Source organism: Paraburkholderia sp. CNPSo 3272 (assembly GCF_024206495.1).
Taxonomy (GTDB): domain Bacteria; phylum Pseudomonadota; class Gammaproteobacteria; order Burkholderiales; family Burkholderiaceae; genus Paraburkholderia.
The window spans coordinates 1-18407 of sequence record NZ_JAMBPQ010000059.1 but is presented as its reverse complement, the minus strand read 5'-3'; the positions used below and the strand labels follow the sequence as shown (position 1 = coordinate 18407).

Here is an 18407-nt window from a genome sequence, read left to right as displayed (position 1 = left end):
ATGCAACTGCAGATCTTTAGCGACATGTTCAACTCGTTCGACCAGAACGTGCTGAACACGATCAATACCGGCTCGGCCCGGATGATCTCACTGATCAGTCCGCTGGTCGCTGCCTGCTTTAGTCTCTACGTCCTGCTCGTACTCGTGTCGTACTGGCGTGGCCACAACGACAGTCCGATATCCGACTTCCTGCTGAAGATGGCAGGGTGGGCGGCTGTGCTCACGCTCGGGATGAATATCAGCTACTACAGCGAATACGTCGTGCCATTCTTCAATGGCCTCGGGGACGATCTGAGTAGTGCCTTGATGGGTGGCAACAGCCTGAGTAGTGGGCTCGATACTCTGTTGAATCTCTATATCTCCGCAATCAAGGCAATGTACGCGGGACTGACGTGGAGCGATGTCGGCCTCTATATCGAAGTTTCAGTACTTGCAATCTGCATCCTGCTGGTCGGCGTGCCGTTTCTCGCGATTGCAGCGGCATACATCATCCTCGCGAAGTTCGCTCTTGGATTGCTGCTCGCGCTCGGGCCGGCCTTCGTTGTAGCGGCACTTTTCCCGGCGACGCGCCAGTTCTTCCAGAACTGGGTCGGACAGTGTCTGAACTATGGCCTGCTCGTCGCACTATTCGGTGCAACAGGCGCGATCGAGGTGGGTTTCATGACCTCTGTACTGCCGAAGACATTCGACGTGCATAACGTGATGCTGACCTATGCAATTGAAGGAAAGATCATCGGGGCGGGGCTTGTGTTCATCGTGGTGTCGTTGAGCATGCCGTCACTCGCATCGCAACTTGCCGGTGGCGTGGGCATCTCCTCGATGGTTGGTAAGCTCGGTAACGCGGCCAGCGCAGCCATGAGGGCGATGAGGCTGACAGGCGGGCGCGCAAGTGGGGCATCATCGGCGCCTACCAACTCTATTGGCCGCGTGTGATCTTACATACCAGGAGATGTCCATGAGGGAATTTCGATCTGCGAAGGCGGCAGTAGTGGTCGTCGTGGCGTTGGCGCAATTTGGATGCGGCAAGGGCAATGATGGTGATCAGTACATCGGCAAGTGGGCGCGCGTTAGTGGTCAGGACTATAAAGATATCGTCATTAGCAGAAATGGGAGCGGAAATGATTTTTATGTTTCGCATCGGGAAGATCAGTACAACGACGATGGAAACAAGGTCGGAACGGTAATGCGCCAACAACCGGCCACGATTGTAGACGGGAAGATGATTGTTAGTTCCAGCATTCAATATGCAATGACGATCGATAGGTCGAATGGACATCTCGTTACACCTGGCTCCGAATTCGAGCGCGAGAAATAAGCGGCAGTCTATCCGCCGGAGCGATCAGAGACGGCGGACAGTCCACCCGATCGGAGATTGACGTGAAATTAATCGTCCTGCTTTGCTGCGCCGCGCTCCTTGCTGCGTGCTCGTCGGCACCAAAGCCAACGCAACCGGAGGGGCCGTGGATGCCTGTCAACCATGCGACACAGGGGAGTGCGCCATGAAATGGATGCCATGGAAGCCGGCGCGGGTGCAGGCTGAGCCAGTCGCGGTTGCCGTCGACGGCAATTGCGCGGCCGCGCTGCAGCACATTGCGGCGAAACTCGCCGACGCCGATCCGCGCGAGATGGCGCGGATGTATTTCAGGGAAGCGCTCTCGTTCGAGAAGTCCCGGCAGCAGCTGCAGGAAAACATGACGAAGATTGCATGGCGCGTTGCGGGCGGGGCCATGTTCATCGCGCTTATCTCTATTCTTGGCTCGTCAGCCTTAGTACAACTAAAGAGACCGTCACCACCCGTGATTATTAAGGATAACACCGCGACCGGCGACGTGCAGGTGATTGATGTCGCGCACAGCGGATCCGTGACGTTCGGTGAACTCGAGGTGCGGGCAGCACTGCGCACGTATGTGAAGCTGCGTGAGAAATACGACTGGTACACGATCCAGGATGCGTACGATACCGTGACGCTGATGAACTCGCCACGCGAGCAGGCGTTGTACGCGGCGCTCTACAACCGCAAGAACTCGCCGCAAAACGTGCTCACCGACAAATATCGCGTGATCGTGCGCCCAGGTGCAATTACGTTCGTCGGATCCACCGCACAGGTGTTCTTCTCGAAGACGATGCTTTCGCTGCCGTCGCAGGGCGGCTCGACGTCACCGCCGCCTAAAACCGAATACTGGGTCGCGACGATCACCTACGAGATAGGCGATCTGCCGACCCGCAGCGACGAACAGGAGCTCAATCCAACGGGCTTTCGTGTCACCAGCTACTCGGTCGACCGCGACTGGACGCGCAGCACCGCAGACGGCGCGACACCGATGCCGTCGGCGGCCACATCGTCCCAGTCGGCACCGTCGAGTATGTCGTTGAGCGCACCGGCCGGAGGGGCCAACCCATGACCATCCGGTTCCCGAAAGCGCTTGCTGCAGCGTCGATCGCTGCCGCGCTATTCGGTATGTCGCTACCGGCTGTCGCCGAAGTCGTGCCCGGTGCGTGCGGCAGTGACCGGCACATTGCGTGCGCCGTGTATGACCCGAATGAGACGTACCGGATCGCCTATCGCCCGGGCGAGGCGACTGTCCTCGTCTTCGAGAAAGGCGAAAAAATTGACGGCGGCGGCATGGGCGACGGTAAGGCATGGACGGCTGGCCCAGCCGGCAACGGCTTCTTCTTCAAGCCGAAGGCACCGCAGGCGGCCACCAACCTGATTCTGCTCACGAACAGACGTCGCTATGTGCTCAAGCTGGTCCCGGTCAGGAGGCACGAGGAGGCAGTCTGGTCGCTGACCTTCGATTATCCGGACACGCGTGCAAAGGCGTCGGCGGCCGCCGCGGTGCGCTCGGCCGAAGCGCGGGCATTGCTCGCACAGACCGTCAGCGCGTCTGGCGTGGGCAACTTCAATTACGACATGCATGGGGACACGACACTCGCACCAACGGCGCTGTGGGATGACGGCCGCTTTACCTACTTCGAGTTCAGAACGAGCCGTGATCTGCCGCAGATCTATCGGGTGTACGGGGACGGCAAGGAAGCGCTCGTCAATCCTGACGACATGCGCGGCCCCGTGCTCGTCGTGCACGACACGGCGGAGCGTTTCAACCTGCGCGTGGGGGACGCCGTGCTCGGCATCCGCAACAACGCTTACCGGCCAGACGGCCAGCTGAACCCGACAGGCACGACGATTCCGGGCACAGTGCGGCTCGTGAAGCAAAAGGAGGCGGCCGGTGAGTGACGATATCAATCTGAACGGTCCGAACCCGGCGAACCCGACACCGGTCGAGCCCGCCGGCATAGGCGAGCGCGGGGTGCCGGGTGTTGGCCGAACGAAGCGCAAGAGCCCGTTCCGGATGTTACCGATCGTCATTGGGATGGTGCTGGTCCTGCTGTTCGGTGCGATCGCAGTGGGTGTCGCGATCAAACGGTGGTCGGCGCAGCATCACGCCGAGTCCGAGGCGGCAAGGGCGGAAGCGGCAAAGGACAAGCCGTCAGATGACCGGCACGACTTTGCGCGCGACAAGGCAAAGATCGAAAAGCAGCGGGCAGAGGAAGCGGCGATGGCGTCGGAAGCGGCTGTAGCTAGCGCGGCGCTTGCTACACCTGCGCATGCGAACGCAGCCAGTGCAGTGAATGGAAACGGCGCCGCCGCGGGGACCACTACGGCGACGGCGGCCAGCGCGGTCGAGACGCCGGCGCAACGCAAGCTCGATGGCGACGTGCTGCTCACATCAAAGGATGAGAGGACGACCGACGCGGCAGCCCCTGGTGGCACGCCCGGGTTGACCGGTTCGCATGCCGGATTCGCGAAGGATGGACTGGACAGCAAGCTGCAGCCATCGAAGCTGGAAACGGTGAAGGCGGAACTGATGCCGTCGCGAGACTTCCTGCTGATTGCGGGGTCGACGATCCCGTGCGTGCAGGGTGCGGAGATCGTGACCGACTACCCGGGCATGACCACCTGCCACGTGGCGAAAGATGTGTACTCGGCGAACGGCAAGGTGCTGCTGGTCGAGCGTGGCTCCGAGGTCGTGGGCGAGCAGCGGCAGGCGCTGATGCAGGGTCAGGCGCGGATCTTCGTGATCTGGACGCGGCTGACGACGCCTGACGGCGTAAAGGTGCAACTCGATTCGCCGGCGGCCGATGCGCTCGGCGGCAGTGGCCTGCCGGCCTACGTCGACAACCACTTCTGGACGCGGTTTGGCGGCGCCATGATGGTCAGCCTGATCAGCGATGCCGGTCAGGCGCTGTCGACACTGGCCACGAACTCGGGGAGTAGCGGCATCCAGTTTAACAACACCACGAATGCCGGTGGTGAGGTAGCGGCCGAAGCGCTGCGCAACACCATCAACGTGCCGCCGACCGCGTACTCGCAGTACGGGTCGATGACGACGATCTTCGTTGCGCGCGATGTGGACTTCTCCGACGTGTACGAACTGGCGACGCCTTGATTCATTAAATTCGGGGTGCTTATGAGTATGCAATACGACGACAGTCTTACGGTACGCAGTCACCTCAAGACACTCGGCATCGCCGCAATGCTTGCGATGCCGGGCGTCACCGAGTTTGCGATTAACCGGCCTTATGAAGGCTGGACCGAAACGCGCGACGGCTGGCAGCGCCATGATCTTCCGAATGCGTCGCTGGAAATGCTGAACCAGTTCGCACCGGCGCTGGCCATCTACAACAAGGCGAAGCCGCCGCTTTCGGCGGCCGAGCCGGAAAAGCCGGTGCGCCTGCCCGACGGGGAGCGCGGCCAGATCGTGATTCCACCGGCGTGCGAGCCGGGTACGGTGTCGCTGACGATTCGCGTGCCGAATTCAACGCGCCTGTCGGTACAGCAGTGGGCGGATGCCGGGCGGTTCGCCAGGTTCCGTGATGTGGTCCGGGGCGCACCCGGCGGTAGTAGCGCAATGACGCCGGGCGAGATCGACGCTGCGGCGGCACGGGCAGGCTCAGAGGGCATGGACGTCAGTCGTGCCACTGCGGTGTTCAATCCGTCCCGGGCGCTGGGCGCCTATGGCCTGGCGCGCTTCCAGCATGAGATGCTCGACGCGCTCGCGCAGCGCGATGTCGTGCGGTTTCTGAAGCTGGCCATCCTGAACCGGCTGAACATCGTGCTCGTGGGCGGCACGGGCTCCGGCAAGACCACGCTGATGAAGGCGCTGGCCGACCTGATCCCGATCATTCCGCGCGAGGCGCGTCTGGCGACGATCGAGGATACCCACGAGCTGCCGTTGCCACTGCATCGAAATCACGTTCACCTCTTCTACAGCGAGGCGATTCCAGCGCGACGCCTGGTGAAGGCGACGTTGCGCATGAAATGCGATCGCGTGCTGCTTGCGGAGTTGCGCGGCGACGAAACCTGGGACTACCTGACGCTGCTCAACACCGGACACCAGGGCGGGTTGACGACGGTGCACGCGAACGACTCGATCGCGACGCTCACGCGCATCGCCACGCTGGTCAAGCAAAGCCCGGTCGGCCAGACGCTCCCGTTCGATTACCTGATGCGCGAGATCCGCATGACGGTCGACGTGGTGCTGTTCATGGAGAACCGGGACCTGACAGAAATCTGGTTCGATCCGGTCAGTAAAAACAGGCTGCTGCGAGGTGATGCATGAGATCGCGATCGAACGATTCCGGCATTGGTGACAGTGGCGGGCACACCGGCCGGGAACCCCTGGAGCGGCAGACGCACGCGGCAGTGGGAGCGTCAGCATGAAAGCCCGTCTCCTTGTTGGCGGCTTGCTTGGCCTTGTGTCCGGCGCAGTCGTTTTCGCCGTCGGCCGTCTGCTTCATCTCGACGCGATCAGCGATCCTGTCGAAATGGGGGCCGTGATTGCTCTCGTCGTCGTGACGTGCGCGTTGTGGGGCGTGTGTGCGAGCGCCGTGCTGGTAAAAACCGCGACGCTTGCCGACCGGATCATCGCGGCCGGTCTGCTTGCACCGGTGGTTCTGATCGGTCTCGCTGCGGCCGGCCAGTACGTCGGCGCGATGCTGTTTGCGAAGCTGGAAAAGTTGCCGGACTCCGCAATCGGGCTGTGGACGCTGCACGACTACTGGCGCGCCTTTGGCGACGTGAAGGCGGTGAAACGCTCGCTGCAGATGGCGACAGCGGCATCGGTCATCGTACCGCTTGTGCCGGTAGCGGCGATCGTCGCGGCGCTGGTCATGAAGCCAAAGCGCGAACTGCATGGCGATGCTCGCTTCGCCTACAGCTACGAGGTTCGGCGGTACGGCCTGCTCGATGAGGCTAACGGGCGCGGTCGAAAGAGGGGCGGCCGCAAGGGCGATCACCGCGACCCGTCGATCATCGTCGGGCGGTACAAGGGCAAGTACCTGACGTTCCGCGGAACGGAGTTCGTGATGGTTGCTGCGCGAACGCGTTCACGCAAAGGTGCAGCCATTGTGATCCCGAATCTGCTCACCTTTCCGGATTCGGTGGTCGTACTCGATGTGAAGGGAGAGAACTACGACCTGACGTCGCGGTACCGGCAGGCCTGCGGCCAGCAGGTGTTTCGCTGGGCGCCATTTGATCAGACTGGCTACACGCACCGCTGGAATCCGCTTTTCAGGATTGCGAAGAGTGCGCCCTTCGTGCGGGTGGGTCGCCTGCAGGCGATCGCAGCGCGCCTGTATCACACGACCGACGGTCGCAACAAGTTCTTCTATGAGCAGGCGAGTGACCTGTTCATGGGCCTCGCGCTCTACCTGATGGAGATGACGGGTGACTGTACGTTCGGACAGGTGTTGCGGCTCGCGACCACGCCCGACAGGAAAGTGCGTGAGCACCTTTCGGATCTGATGCAGCACGAGCCGCAGAAGGGGGTGCCGCTGTCGGGCGATTGCCTGGGCGCGCTCTCGCGCGTGCTGGCCTCGCCCGACGAGACGATGCTGAACATTGTTGCGACGTTTAACGCCGGTCTGCGCCTGTTCAGCAACCCGATCGTCGACCAGGCGACGAGCGCATGCGACTTCGAGCTCGACCGCGTGCGGCGCGAGCTGATGTCGATCTACGTTGTGCTGCCGGTGCGTGAGCTTGCCGTCGCGAGCCTGCTCGGCAACCTGTTCTACACGCAGTGGATCGAGGACAACCTCGACGTGCTGCCAGGCGACGATCCGGCCATCAAATATCAGTGTCTTGGCGTGGGGGACGAATTTACTGCGCTCGGTCGCATCGAGGTACTCGACAAGGGCAACGCGTTCATCGCGGGCTACTGGATTCGCCTGCTCACGATCCTGCAGTCGAAGGCGCAGCTGGAGCCGAACGATCTGTACGGGCCGGCCGGGGCGCGCACACTGATCACCAACCACGCAGTGCTGGTGGCGTACGCGCCTGGCAACCAGCAGGATGCAAAGGAACTGTCCGAGACGCTGGGGACGTTCACCGAGAAGGCAACCTCGAAAAGCCGTAATCACGGCCGCAACACGTCGACCGGCACGAACACGTCAGATCAGGGCCGCGCGTTGATGCTCGATCAGGAACTGAAGCGCATGGAGCAGGACGAGGAAATCGTGCTTGGTTTCCAGCGTCCGATCCTGTGCGAGAAGGCGACCTATTACGAGGATGACCTGTTTATCGACCGCATGCGCTCGGTCAGTCCGATGCTCGCTGCAATCAACAAGCGCCTGCCCACCGAAGACGAAATCAAGGCGGCCTGGCGTGCCGGTGAGCTGCGAGCGAACGCCATCCCGACGCACAACCCAGAGACGTATCACGCGGCGCTGTCCGCGAGGGCTGCTGGCGAAATCCGACTTGCACGTCAGGCCGGTGCGAAGCCGCTGACCGCGGCCGAGCTTCTCGCGCTCGACCAGCGCGCGCCCGGGCCACTCGCGACCGGCATGGCGCTCGCGGGCTTCGAAGCTGACCTGGCCGAGCTTGGCGTCGCGATGCGCGAGGACGTGCGCGAAATGCTCGCGGGCATCCGCATCGATTTCAACGTGGCAGGCGGGGATGACGCTGTCCAGGACCGGATTGAACCGGCGCTCGCGTCTGTCGCGCCGGCGGACAACGAGGCAAAGGAGGTATCACATGGCTGACCCGAACAGGCCGAAAGGCAAACGGACGTATCTGGACGTCCCGTTCAGGGAGAAGGACGCGGCGCACGATCTGGGCGCCAGGTTCGACCGGCGATCGAAAAAATGGTACGTGCCGCGCGGCACTAACGTGGCGCCCTTTGCGCGGTGGATGCCAGCGCAAGACCCGCAGGCAGGGCAGGCACCGGGAGCCGTGCGCGGGCAGCCGCAGACGCTGTTCGGCAGTGAAGCCGACATCGAGCGGGAAGCCGTGCGGCTGAGCGAGCTAATGGGTCAACCGCTCGATGAGTCCCGCGCCTTCGTGCGGGACTCCCTTCAGGCCGCCGCGGAAAGGGCGGGACTGGAGGCGCGGGACCGGTTGCGCGCGCAGGGTGCCTCTGCATTCGAGATGATTGACGGAGTGCGGGAAGCCGGTGTCCAGGCGCGGCACCAGTATTTCGCCGACCGGCAGCATCTGTATGGACGGGGCGCGCGCGTTGGCCAGCAGGCTGCACAGCCGAAGCTCGACGACGCGGCGCTCGGCCGGCGCTTTCGCGAAATGATCCAGTCGATTACGACAGCGGTCACGCTGCGTGGCAACGAGGTCAACCATACGCTTGCACTTGAGCAGCGGCTGGAGTCGATCCATCGTGAAGCGTGGCGCAAGTCCGGCAACGCTGTTGATGGCGAGCGCGCGATTGGCGAGCAGATCCGCAACCGCACTGGTTTTGCGGCGGAGACCCTGCCGCCACGGGCAGCCAAAGCGCTGGCCAAACTTCGCGATGAAGCGGGCTTGAGTCCGATGGAAATCGACGAGCGCACGCCTGCGCGCGACGTGACGGATTCCGACCCGGTGGACGACGCGCTTCCGGTTGACGGGGCAAGCGTCGCGCCGCAAAACCGGCATCGCCATCGCGAGCCAGAGCGCAGCGACGGCATTGCCACCTTCGCGGACATCGCCGATGCGTTCGAACCGGTGGCGGCGATGCCTGCGACCGGTAGTGAGCAGGAGGACAGAGCGGACTGGTCGATGGTGGCGAAAGACCTGGCCGACTTTCGGGGGATGACGGGGCGTATCAGGGAGGAGTTCGGGAAAGGCAAGACCGCGCCTGAAGTTGCCGCCGCACTTGATCAAGAGCTTGCGTTTCTGTCGCCGGCCGCCCGCGAGCCGTTCGTGACCTACGTGCGCGAAGCACTCGACAGGCAGGTCGATGCATCACTGGCGCAATCTCCAGCCTCGCAGGCGCAGCCGGACGTCAAGACCGATGGCGATGCGGTGACCTTTGCCGACGTCGGCGATGCAGCGGCAATCAACGACGCAATGCGCCGCCGTGGCATCACAGGAAATGCCGTGCCCGGCAACGAGGACGTCGCTCGCCCGACTGTCAACGCGGCGGCGGCTAACGAACCTGTTGTTCAGCCCGGCCGCGCTGCGAACGATACGTTGATGGACACTCCGGCGGTGTCGGGCATGATCGACACGCAGATCCAGCGCACGCAGACGTCTGCGCAGAATGAAGCGGACGCAAAAAATCCGGCGAACGAACCGGAGCGTCCGGTGTTCGATTCCGTGTCGACGCAGGATCTGGAGCGCGTGCGCACGGTGCGCGACGGCGAGCGGGCGGCCGCCGAGCGGACGCTGCGCGAACAGGGCAAGCCGATGCCAGGGCAGCACGCGGGCGACGCCGGTGCAGCGGCAGACGCGCACGAGGCTGGCGTTGCGGGTTTCGCCGACAGCCGCGACAACCAGATCGGCGTCGATCCTGCCTCACGCAAGCCGGTCGTGACGAAAGACGGCTACGACGTGCCCGCTCATATCGCGGCGCGCTACATGGTGAAGGATGGCCGGTTCTGGAAGCTCGATGGCATGGAGGCCGGGTTGGGTACGTCGGCGGGCGCGCAGCGGGATCCGACAGCGACCACGCAGCCGCACTTCGAGGATGTGGGGGCACGCCTGAACTCCCGGCAGAACGATCGCTCAACGATTGCCGACATGATCGCAGTAGCGAAGGCCAAGAACTGGGATTCGATCGTGGTGCGCGGCAGCGAAACGTTCCGCCGCAACGCGTGGATCGAAGCGTCCCTCGCGGGTGTGGATGTAAAGGGCTTCAGGCCCGCCGAGAGCGACGAGGCACTGCTCGAGGCCGTGAAGCGTGAACGTGCGGCGCTGACGATCAAGGCCGGAACGTCGCCGACGCCGGATGTCGCGCAGAAGACGAACTCGGCGGCCGCGCTGGCAGACAGGAAACCGGAAGCAGCGGCCAGCGCTGCGCCGACGACGGTGGCGCCTCCGCTGGGGCGTGTTTGGGATGGCCCGCCGTCACAGGGCGCTGCGCGTTTCTCGCCTGCAGCGGACACGGCGGCATCGGCTTCGCCTGATGCACCGAAAACCGTCGCGCAGTTGCGCGAAGTCCTCGAAAAGTCACTTGAGCGGGCACCCGCGCGCATGCGTGCCGAGGTGATTCGCCGGTTCGATGCTCGCATGCAGGCGGGCACGGAGATCGAGGCCCGGATTGCGCGCGGCGAACTGGGTCGTGACGCCGGCCCGGCCGAGATCGACAGGCGCGCGGCCGAGCTGCATGCGGCGTGGACGGCACCGAAGGCCGCGCCTGCCCAGGGCCCGTCGAACATCCCGCTGCCCGCGCAAGCGCAGACAGGCGGCCGGGCACCGAAAATGATGTAAGTGGCGGCACTCCAAATATTGATGAGGATTTCGAAATGAGTATGGCTATCGTGAACTGCTCAGGCAACGTCGGCAAGACTACCGTGACCCGCGAACTGCTCGCGCCAAGGCTCCCGTCCATGTCGGTACGCCAGATTGAGTCAATCAATACGGATGACTCGGCCGGCCCGAGGGTCGAGGTGATGATTGCGGCGCGCTTTGACGAACTGCATGACGAGCTGATGCGCGGCCGCGATCTGCTGGTCGATATCGGTGCATCGAACGTCGAGGAGTATCTCAACCGCCTCAATGGTGCCAAAGGGGCACAGGAGGATTACGCGTGCTTCGTTGTGCCGGTCGAACCGGAGAGCAAGCAGATGAAGGACTCCATGAAGACGATCAACATGCTCGCGGATCTCGGCGTCGAGCCTGGGCGCATCCGTGTGCTGCTCAACAAGGTCGATCTGGTCAGGAGCGAGGACCGCGAGGTAACGCTGCGCCGGCACTTCGGGCAACTGTTCGAACTGCATGAGAGGGAGCGGACTTTCGAACTGAATCAGGATGCGCTGATCCCAAAGAACGACGTGTTTACGCTTGCGGCGGCCGCGGGTCGTACGATCCACGATATTGCGACAGACGGGGTGGACTACAAGGCGCAACTGATCGACGCTGCGAGCGCCTCTGAGAAGGACCGTCTCGTGAGGCTGGTTGGCCTCAAGCGCAAGGCGCTGTCGATCAAGCCGTTGATGGATCAGGCGTTTACCGCACTGATGGCAGGGGTCGATGCATGAACGAGCCGACGCCGCAGCCGGATCGCGCCGGGCGAGCGTCTGAGCGCCTGGGCCAGGTGATCGCCACGATGCCGGCGTCGAACGAGCTGGCCGTGCTCGCGGAGATCCTGATCGAGCAGATGAAGGTCGTGGATGCGCAACACCATGTCGTCGCGCTGATGGAGTCCACCGACCAGAAACTGACCGCGACGGTGCAGGCGCTGCGCGAGGAGAACACGCAACTGGCGAAGCTGCTCACGCAATCGCGCCAGGCGTTCATCGGCGAGGTGGCCGCGAAGGCGGCTGACCAGGCGCGACGTGCGGCAACCGCGGATGTCGTGGACGAACTTGCGCGGCTGCGGGCTGCCGTTGAATCGCGTGGTCGCGTCGTACCCACGAATCCGGCAGTTGCAGCAACTGGTTCGCTCGTCGCCTTCATGGGCATTGCGTTCTGCGCGGGCGCCGCGCTCATCTGGGTCGTTGCCCGTCTGGCACACACGCTCACCTAGCAGAAAACCACCGCATCTCCTCGAGGGGAACGTTAGATCATGAACGCAATGAAACGACGGTCGACTGTGGCCGCGCTGTGCAGCGCGGCACTGGCCTGTGCGCTCGCCACGCCGTCATCGCACGCCGATGAAAACCAGGATGCGTGTGGCGCGGTGCTCTGTCTCGCCGGTTTGATCATGGGTGGCAATGGCGGCAAGACATGCGCCGAATACGAGGCGGGCTACTTTTCCATCGTCCGCTTTCACCACGGTCACTTCGATGAGGGCGGCACGGCCAACGCGCGAGGCGATTTCCTGAACCAGTGCCAGTCGGCCGGGAGTGACGTGAAGGGGCCAGTCAATTCGCAATACGGGCGAACCCAGTACGGCCCCTGACTCTTGCACGCCGGTGGCGGCAGTTCGCCGCCCTGTGTCTCTCTGGTAACGGAAAACATGCGATGAGCGCAGACGATCTCAATGTGGCGCAAGCCAGGCGCCGTGGTCGCAAAAAAGCGCAGAAGGCCCTTGGCAGGCCTGTCAGCACGCGGCTGACCGACGACCAGTGGCAGGTCTTCAATGAAAAGGTCGAACGCTCCGGCATGAGTCCGTCTGTTTTTTTGCGCGAATGCATCCTGACGAACCGCACGCAGATCGTCGCGCGCCCACCCGCGACCATTGAGCGGCAACGAATCATGTACGTGATCAACAAGACTGGCAACAACCTCAACCAGCTTGTGCACGTGGCGAACACGGCGCGCGTGGCTGGTCGGCTATCCGAATCCACGTTTGTCGCCCTGGTCGACGAGCTGGAATTGATCACGCAACTGCTGAAGGCCCATCTCCATCGTGTTGATTAGAGTGGACGGCCGTCACGACGGCGTGAAGCAGTACCTCGAGGAAGGCCGCAAGGTTGGCCGCGACCTGGATCGCGACGACCTTGATGAACGTGTGGTACTCGCCGGTGATCTCGACCTGACCGACGCAGTGATCCAGTCGATCAATGCCGCACCCGGTGTCGAACGTTACCTGTCCATCACGCTCTCCTTCAAGGAGGATCACGTCGCCCGGGAAACGATGTTTCAGATCGTGCGGAAGTTCGAGGCGTTCGCGCTGCACGCCTACCGCCCGGACGAATACAGCTTCTATGCCGAAGCACACCTGCCCCGGATCAAGAGCTATGTGGACCAGCGCACTGGCGAACTGGTTGAGCGCAAGCCGCACATCCATATCGTCATTCCGCGCTGGAACCTGCTGGCTGAAAGGCACCTGGAACCGCTCGGCTACGTGCGCTCCAACCTGAGCTTCATCGACGCGTTCCAGGAGCATGTCAACGCGCAGTATGGCCTTGCGAGTCCGAAAGACAACCGGCGCACGCTGCTGACCGACGCATCGGAAATGATCAGCCGCTACCGTGGCGACCTGTTCCGTGCCAACAGTCGCGAGCTGAAGGAACAGATTCTTGACGCGGTGCTGGATCGCCAGATAGAGACCCATGCGGATTTCATGGCGCTGCTGCACGAGTACGGTGCCGTGCGCATGCGCAACACCGGTCTCGACAGCGCCTACCTGAATGTGAAGCCGGCTGGCGCCGACAAGGGCGTGAACCTCAAGGAATACGTATTCACGCCTGAATTCATCGCACTGCCGACCGCTGAGAAGCTGCAGGCGCTGTCGGCAGATGCAGCCGACCGTTATGAGGCTGGCGTTGCGCCCAGACGCACACCAGCGCACATAGCGGCCGTGCTAGATGAGTGGTACACCACCCGCGCGCGCGAAGTGAAGTATCTCAACAGCGGTAGCCGTCAGTACCAGCGTTACCAGGAATCCTCGCCTCACGACCGCGAACTGATGCTTGCGGATCTCGAACGCAGCTTTTACGCACAACATCTGAAGGCACATCATGAACGAGCAGACGACTCCCTACCCGGCTTCGCAGGACACCTTCAACGAAGCGGACGCGCATTTGAATTCGGCGCCCAGCCGCCCGATGTCGTCGACGGGCCAGGCGCGCGCGAATCAGAACTCGACACGTCCGAACCCTTCGACGATGGATACGGCGGGCTCGATGCCGAGTTTGACCTTATCCCAGGTGGGGCGTACCCGGCGCCCGAACCCTTCAACGCTGTGCGAAACGTGCCCGGCGGCCCTCTGGACGGCATCGGACATCGATCTGCAGTGCTATTGCCGCATCATGCGTTTCACCAGCTGGAGCCAGACGGCGCCGTATCCGCGCACGGCCTGCGACGGGCTACAGATCGCGATGGAGAGCCTGCAGCGCAACGAGTAGGGCACGCAGCTCCCCCAGTCGGGCTGGACGCGTACCACCGTGCGCTTGAGAGGCACTATGCGTTCGGCGATCCGTTCGACACCCTGCCAGTGATGCGGTCGCATCCGGCATGGACACCATCCGGCATGTCGCCGCCAGGCTGGTTTTCGGGCGACCGGCGAGACGCGTTTCCAGACCGGTTCGACTCGATCGACGCGTCGTTCGAGTTCGAGGCAGGCCGGCCAATCCTGCGGACGCCGCACGCATTGGCGGTTGATACTCCACCGTACCGGTCGCGCCGCTCTCACACCGACGACGCCACGTATGCCACACCGCGGCACACTGGCCGCGTCTCGGACAGCGTGGTCTCGCAACTCGCGCGCGAGCTGCGGCAGCGTGATGAGTCAGGTAGCCAGCACACCGAGTTTCGTGAGATTCGCCAGGGTCTCGATGCCAGTCGCCTGCTTGCCGAACTGTCGCACACCCACGGCGTGCGGCCCGCGAAATATGCGGTCACGACGGGCCGCGACGGCGCCGATCGCATCCGCGCGGGCTCGCGCAACCTCAACGTGTCGGACTTCCTGACTAAAGAACTGAATCTGTCGTGGCGTGAAGCCGCACCATTGCTACGCGCAGTGTATGAGCGACAGCAGGCCGGTGAGCCGGTTCCGGCTCCACGCGAGCTGCCACGCGCGGCGCTCTGGCGTGAATACTCGGTCGCGCGCGAAGCGCATGTCGTGGCCCGTAGCGACGCGTGGCTCAAGCAGCGCGCAAATGAACAGTGGCGCCGCGCTGAGATCCGCGCAGCGTTCGATACCAGGCGCGCTGAAATCCGGCAGGATGTGCGACTCACACCGGCTGGCCGACGCGCCGCTACGTCACTCGCACGCGCCGGGCAGTTGGGCCGCGACGACGCGCTGCGGGAGTCGATCGCACGCGAGCGGGCGGCACTCAAGGAAAAATTCGGAGCCGCAGGCGGCCCGAGCTTTTCCGGCTGGCTGCGCACGCGGGCGGACCAAGGCGACGAGCGCGCGCTCGAGGAGTTGCGACGCACTGCGGGCCCGGAGCGCGTATCGGGTGCGGTCAAGGTCGATGCCGAGATCGGCGGCGAGGCGTTAAACGTGATCCGGCCGAACACGCCACGGCAGCACGCGCAGGACGAATACAACGCGATCATTTTCCGTTCGCCGGGCCTATCCTGGTCCGTCAACGAACGTGGCGACGTTACCTACCGGCATGATGGCCGCGACATTGTTCGTGATCGTGGCACCAGTGTTCAGGTGCTTCAGGCGGAGCTGTCCGCGATCGAAACCGGGCTGCGGCTTGCGCAGAGCAAGTTCGGTCGCACGCTCGAACTGACTGGCGATGACACGCACCAGTTGGCGGCCGCGAGGGTGGCCGTGGATGCCGGGCTGCGCGTGCAGTTCAGCGACGAGCGACTGAACCGGGCGATGGATCAGTATCGCCACGCGCGCGTCGACCAGCAGGTGCAGGACGTGCTCGGCACGTCTGGTGCCTGTCCGCCCGCCGATCCACTGCCACAGGCGCAATCCGATCGACCGGCACAGGATTGGCCGAAGCCCTCCGAGGACGGTAAGCCGACCCTCTGATGCCCGATCGGCCCGGCAACTCCGCGTCGAGCGCCTCGTGTCCGCTCGTCACCGTGCGGCCGTGCGCCGAAGCCAGTTGCGAGGCTCGCCACACAGATCCGGGTGTATCGCCTCGACGTTCAGTACCGGCAGCGCCATGGTGCCCCAAAGAATACCTGTATATATATACAGTATATGTCGGGTCTGCTCGCAAAAGTCACGCGGTCAGTCGGTGCGTGACTGCTTTGTATTCAAATCATGCTGAACTGCGATCTTGCGCCAGGACGCACTTTCTGTAACTCCAGAAAGTCCTTGCGTGCTCCTATTTTTCGACACTACAATAAGTTGCATGCGAATCACATTTGACCTTGCGAAGGACGCGTCGAACCAGGAAAAGCACGGCGTATCACTCGCCGAGGCTGCGGGGCTCGACTGGGATGGGATGCTGGTGGTCCAGGACATTCGGCACGAGTACGGAGAGGATCGGTACAGGGGCATCGCCCTGTTAGGGGGCAGGCTGTATAGCGTGGTTTTCACGCCCCGCGACGAAACCATGCGCATCATCAGCCTGCGCAAGGCGAGTAACACGGAGATTGACGCTTATGAGCAAAGCTAAGCTGACACACAACACCGCCGCTGAGGAAGCGGCAATCCAGCGCGGAATCGAGTCCGATCCGGACAACCCGGAATGGACGGCTGCGGATTTCGCCAGGGCACGTCCATTCGCTGAAGTCATGCAAAAGCGCATGGGCCGCCCGCCGAAGGAGAATCCGAAAGAGCAGGTCACGATGCGCTATGACGCAGAAGTTCTGGAGGCGTTTCGTGGGACCGGCGCAGGCTGGCAGACGCGCATGAATGACGCGCTAAAAACCTACCTGAAAGAGCACCCGCTCAAGGCAGCATAAGAAAGCTGTGGAGTGGCTTGTGGTTGAAACGGAGTTCGTCGCGCTCCCTCATATCCATCGTCCTGGTCGGCGTGCTGTTCGTCCCATTTCATGGTGGGAAGATTGTCGTACAACCCATCCATGTGCGCTGCGCCTCATATCGAAAGGCATCCTGAATATCTCGCGAGCGGCGTCCTGGCAATGGGGTCGTGGCCAGGCAGTAGACGGCACGCTTGAATGCCGATCACGCAGGCGGGGCGCTCGACCGGCACAGATCGGGATGGATTGCCTCGACGTCCAGTAGTGACAGCGCCATGGTGCCTCCATAAAATACTGTATAAATATACAGCTATCGTAGCTGCTCTATCCTGGAAAGTCACGCCGGAGGCGCCGGTCGGCTGTGCCGGGCTGCGGAGAGCGGATTTGCCGTAAGTCAGCGGTCGCCCGCGATCGGTGCCGCGCAGACTGCACAACAGGCAAGCTCAATCTGTGGCAAAATGCCCGTATCGATTGGGCATTTTGCTTGGAGGGTCCATGGCTACCGTTGAATATCGTCCCACTGGACGGGTCAACCCGCGGCATACCGAGTTCTCGCTGCTGGGAAACCTGCTCCAGGCGCACATCCGATCCGGAAATGACCTTGCTGCGCTTGCGACCGAGCGCGTCGGCGTGGAGGTGCTCGACCGCCTGGGCGAGCACGGCCTCAAGGCCGAAGAGCTGCTCTTCATCATTCCACGTCGAACGCTCTCACATCGTCGCCAGAATGGTGAGCGGCTCTCGACTGACGAGTCGGACAAGGCCATCCGCCTTGCAAGGATCGTTGCACAGGCGGAGACGGTCTTTGGAAACCCGGAAAAGGCAATGAACTGGCTTCGAGGCAGGAAAGAGCGATTCGCCGGGAAAACGCCGCTCGAGATGGCCTCAACTGAACACGGTGCACGGCTTGTCGAGGATGCACTGGTGCAGATCGACGAGGGATACTTCGCCTGATGGAATTCTGGAGGATCAGTAATTACGCGGACCTTCGCGGCATCGGCGGGTTGAGGGCGTCTGGCCGGTGGCATTACCGGGGGCAACCCGTCGTCTATCTGGCGGAAAATCCCGCACTTGCGCTGCTTGAGACCATGGTGCACCACGAATTCGGGTCCCCGCAGGCGTTGCCTGATAACTATCAACTGCTTTGCGTGGAAATTGCGGAGGGCGCTGCGATCGCGGAACTCACGGCGAACGTTATCCCGGATGACTGGCGTGAGAACGCGGACTGGACGCAGGCCGCTGGTAGCGAATGGCTGGCAGCCGGGCAGGAACTGCTCCTCAAGGTGCCAAGTGCCATCCTGCCTCATTCGTACAACTATCTGTTCAATCCTGCCCATGCCGGCGCTAGCTCGGCGATTGTCGCGGAAGTGCTGAAAGTGCCATACGATCCGAGAATTCGGGCTATCCTGGGTGATACGTAAGCGTGGCCGACTTACTGGAGCCCAGTTGTTGACGGCTGTGCAAATCCGACACTAAACGGCGGCGCAGGTCGAGTAAATCGCTCAACAACGAACGGCGGCCGATGCCGGCCGCTGGTTGACGTCGTTTCAGAACGGGTCCGCGATATCGTCAACGTCGCCGACGTTCGGAGGCGATCGCTGTTGACGGATCAGCTCGTGCAACTCGACGCCGTAACGCATCCAGATGCGAGCCCGCAGATCGCTGAGCAGCTCGAACACGGCAAACGCCTGCTGGG

The 18407-nt window shown here is 62.8% G+C and carries 17 protein-coding genes; all 17 read left to right on the top strand.

Translation table 11 applies throughout. The annotated features are described in order from the left end of the window. Complete coding sequence (locus M3I53_RS35490) at window positions 1–933, top strand: type IV secretion system protein (protein ID WP_254320443.1); 933 nt, start codon at window positions 1–3, stop codon at window positions 931–933. 22 nt (window positions 934–955) lie between these two features. Next, window positions 956–1315, top strand: coding sequence for a hypothetical protein (locus M3I53_RS35485; RefSeq protein ID WP_254320442.1), 360 nt, complete (start codon window positions 956–958; stop codon window positions 1313–1315). A 184-nt stretch (window positions 1316–1499) separates the two neighbouring features. Beyond that, entirely contained in the window at window positions 1500–2402 is a 903-nt protein-coding gene (locus tag M3I53_RS35480; protein WP_254320441.1) for a virB8 family protein, read from the top strand. Then, window positions 2399–3235 carry a TrbG/VirB9 family P-type conjugative transfer protein gene (locus M3I53_RS35475; protein WP_254320440.1) on the top strand — a complete coding sequence of 279 codons (837 nt, stop codon included), beginning with the start codon at window positions 2399–2401 and terminating at the stop codon, window positions 3233–3235. Before M3I53_RS35480 ends, M3I53_RS35475 begins: the two co-directional genes overlap by 4 nt. Beyond that, window positions 3228–4448: a type IV secretion system protein VirB10 gene (gene virB10 / locus M3I53_RS35470; RefSeq protein ID WP_254320439.1), complete on the top strand. Its 1221-nt coding sequence runs from the start codon at window positions 3228–3230 to the stop codon at window positions 4446–4448. The genes M3I53_RS35475 and virB10 overlap by 8 nt, the downstream gene beginning before the upstream one ends. Window positions 4449–4475: 27 nt before the next feature. Then, window positions 4476–5621: an ATPase, T2SS/T4P/T4SS family gene (locus M3I53_RS35465; protein WP_375542629.1), complete on the top strand. Its 1146-nt coding sequence runs from the start codon at window positions 4476–4478 to the stop codon at window positions 5619–5621. A 97-nt stretch (window positions 5622–5718) separates the two neighbouring features. Then, the gene (locus M3I53_RS35460; protein ID WP_254320437.1) at window positions 5719–8040 is read left to right on the top strand and encodes a type IV secretory system conjugative DNA transfer family protein; all 2322 of its coding nucleotides are present in this window, start codon (window positions 5719–5721) and stop codon (window positions 8038–8040) included. Beyond that, a complete protein-coding gene (locus M3I53_RS35455) occupies window positions 8033–10699 on the top strand; it encodes a DUF5710 domain-containing protein (RefSeq protein WP_254320436.1) in 2667 nt (888 codons plus the stop codon). Before M3I53_RS35460 ends, M3I53_RS35455 begins: the two co-directional genes overlap by 8 nt. 35 nt (window positions 10700–10734) lie before the next feature. Then, window positions 10735–11469, top strand: a complete 735-nt coding sequence (gene stbB, locus M3I53_RS35450; protein WP_254320435.1) for a StbB family protein — start codon at window positions 10735–10737, stop codon at window positions 11467–11469. Further along, on the top strand, window positions 11466–11957 hold the full coding sequence (locus M3I53_RS35445; protein WP_254320434.1) for a hypothetical protein: 492 nt from the start codon (window positions 11466–11468) through the stop codon (window positions 11955–11957). The genes stbB and M3I53_RS35445 overlap by 4 nt, the downstream gene beginning before the upstream one ends. Before the next feature lie 39 nt (window positions 11958–11996). After that, entirely contained in the window at window positions 11997–12332 is a 336-nt protein-coding gene (locus M3I53_RS35440) for a killer protein (RefSeq protein WP_254320433.1), read from the top strand. Between the two features lie 62 nt (window positions 12333–12394). Then, window positions 12395–12793, top strand: coding sequence for a plasmid mobilization relaxosome protein MobC (mobC, locus tag M3I53_RS35435; protein ID WP_254320432.1), 399 nt, complete (start codon window positions 12395–12397; stop codon window positions 12791–12793). A 22-nt stretch (window positions 12794–12815) separates the two neighbouring features. Next, entirely contained in the window at window positions 12816–15812 is a 2997-nt protein-coding gene (locus M3I53_RS35430) for an LPD7 domain-containing protein (RefSeq protein ID WP_254320431.1), read from the top strand. Between the two features lie 328 nt (window positions 15813–16140). After that, complete coding sequence (locus M3I53_RS35425) at window positions 16141–16407, top strand: BrnT family toxin (protein ID WP_254320430.1); 267 nt, start codon at window positions 16141–16143, stop codon at window positions 16405–16407. Continuing rightward, window positions 16394–16696: a BrnA antitoxin family protein gene (locus M3I53_RS35420; RefSeq protein ID WP_254320429.1), complete on the top strand. Its 303-nt coding sequence runs from the start codon at window positions 16394–16396 to the stop codon at window positions 16694–16696. The genes M3I53_RS35425 and M3I53_RS35420 overlap by 14 nt, the downstream gene beginning before the upstream one ends. A 513-nt stretch (window positions 16697–17209) precedes the next feature. Further along, window positions 17210–17665, top strand: a complete 456-nt coding sequence (locus M3I53_RS35415; protein WP_254320428.1) for an antitoxin Xre/MbcA/ParS toxin-binding domain-containing protein — start codon at window positions 17210–17212, stop codon at window positions 17663–17665. Then, window positions 17662–18132, top strand: coding sequence for an RES family NAD+ phosphorylase (locus M3I53_RS35410; RefSeq protein WP_254320457.1), 471 nt, complete (start codon window positions 17662–17664; stop codon window positions 18130–18132). Before M3I53_RS35415 ends, M3I53_RS35410 begins: the two co-directional genes overlap by 4 nt. The last annotated feature ends 275 nt before the right edge of the window (window positions 18133–18407 follow it).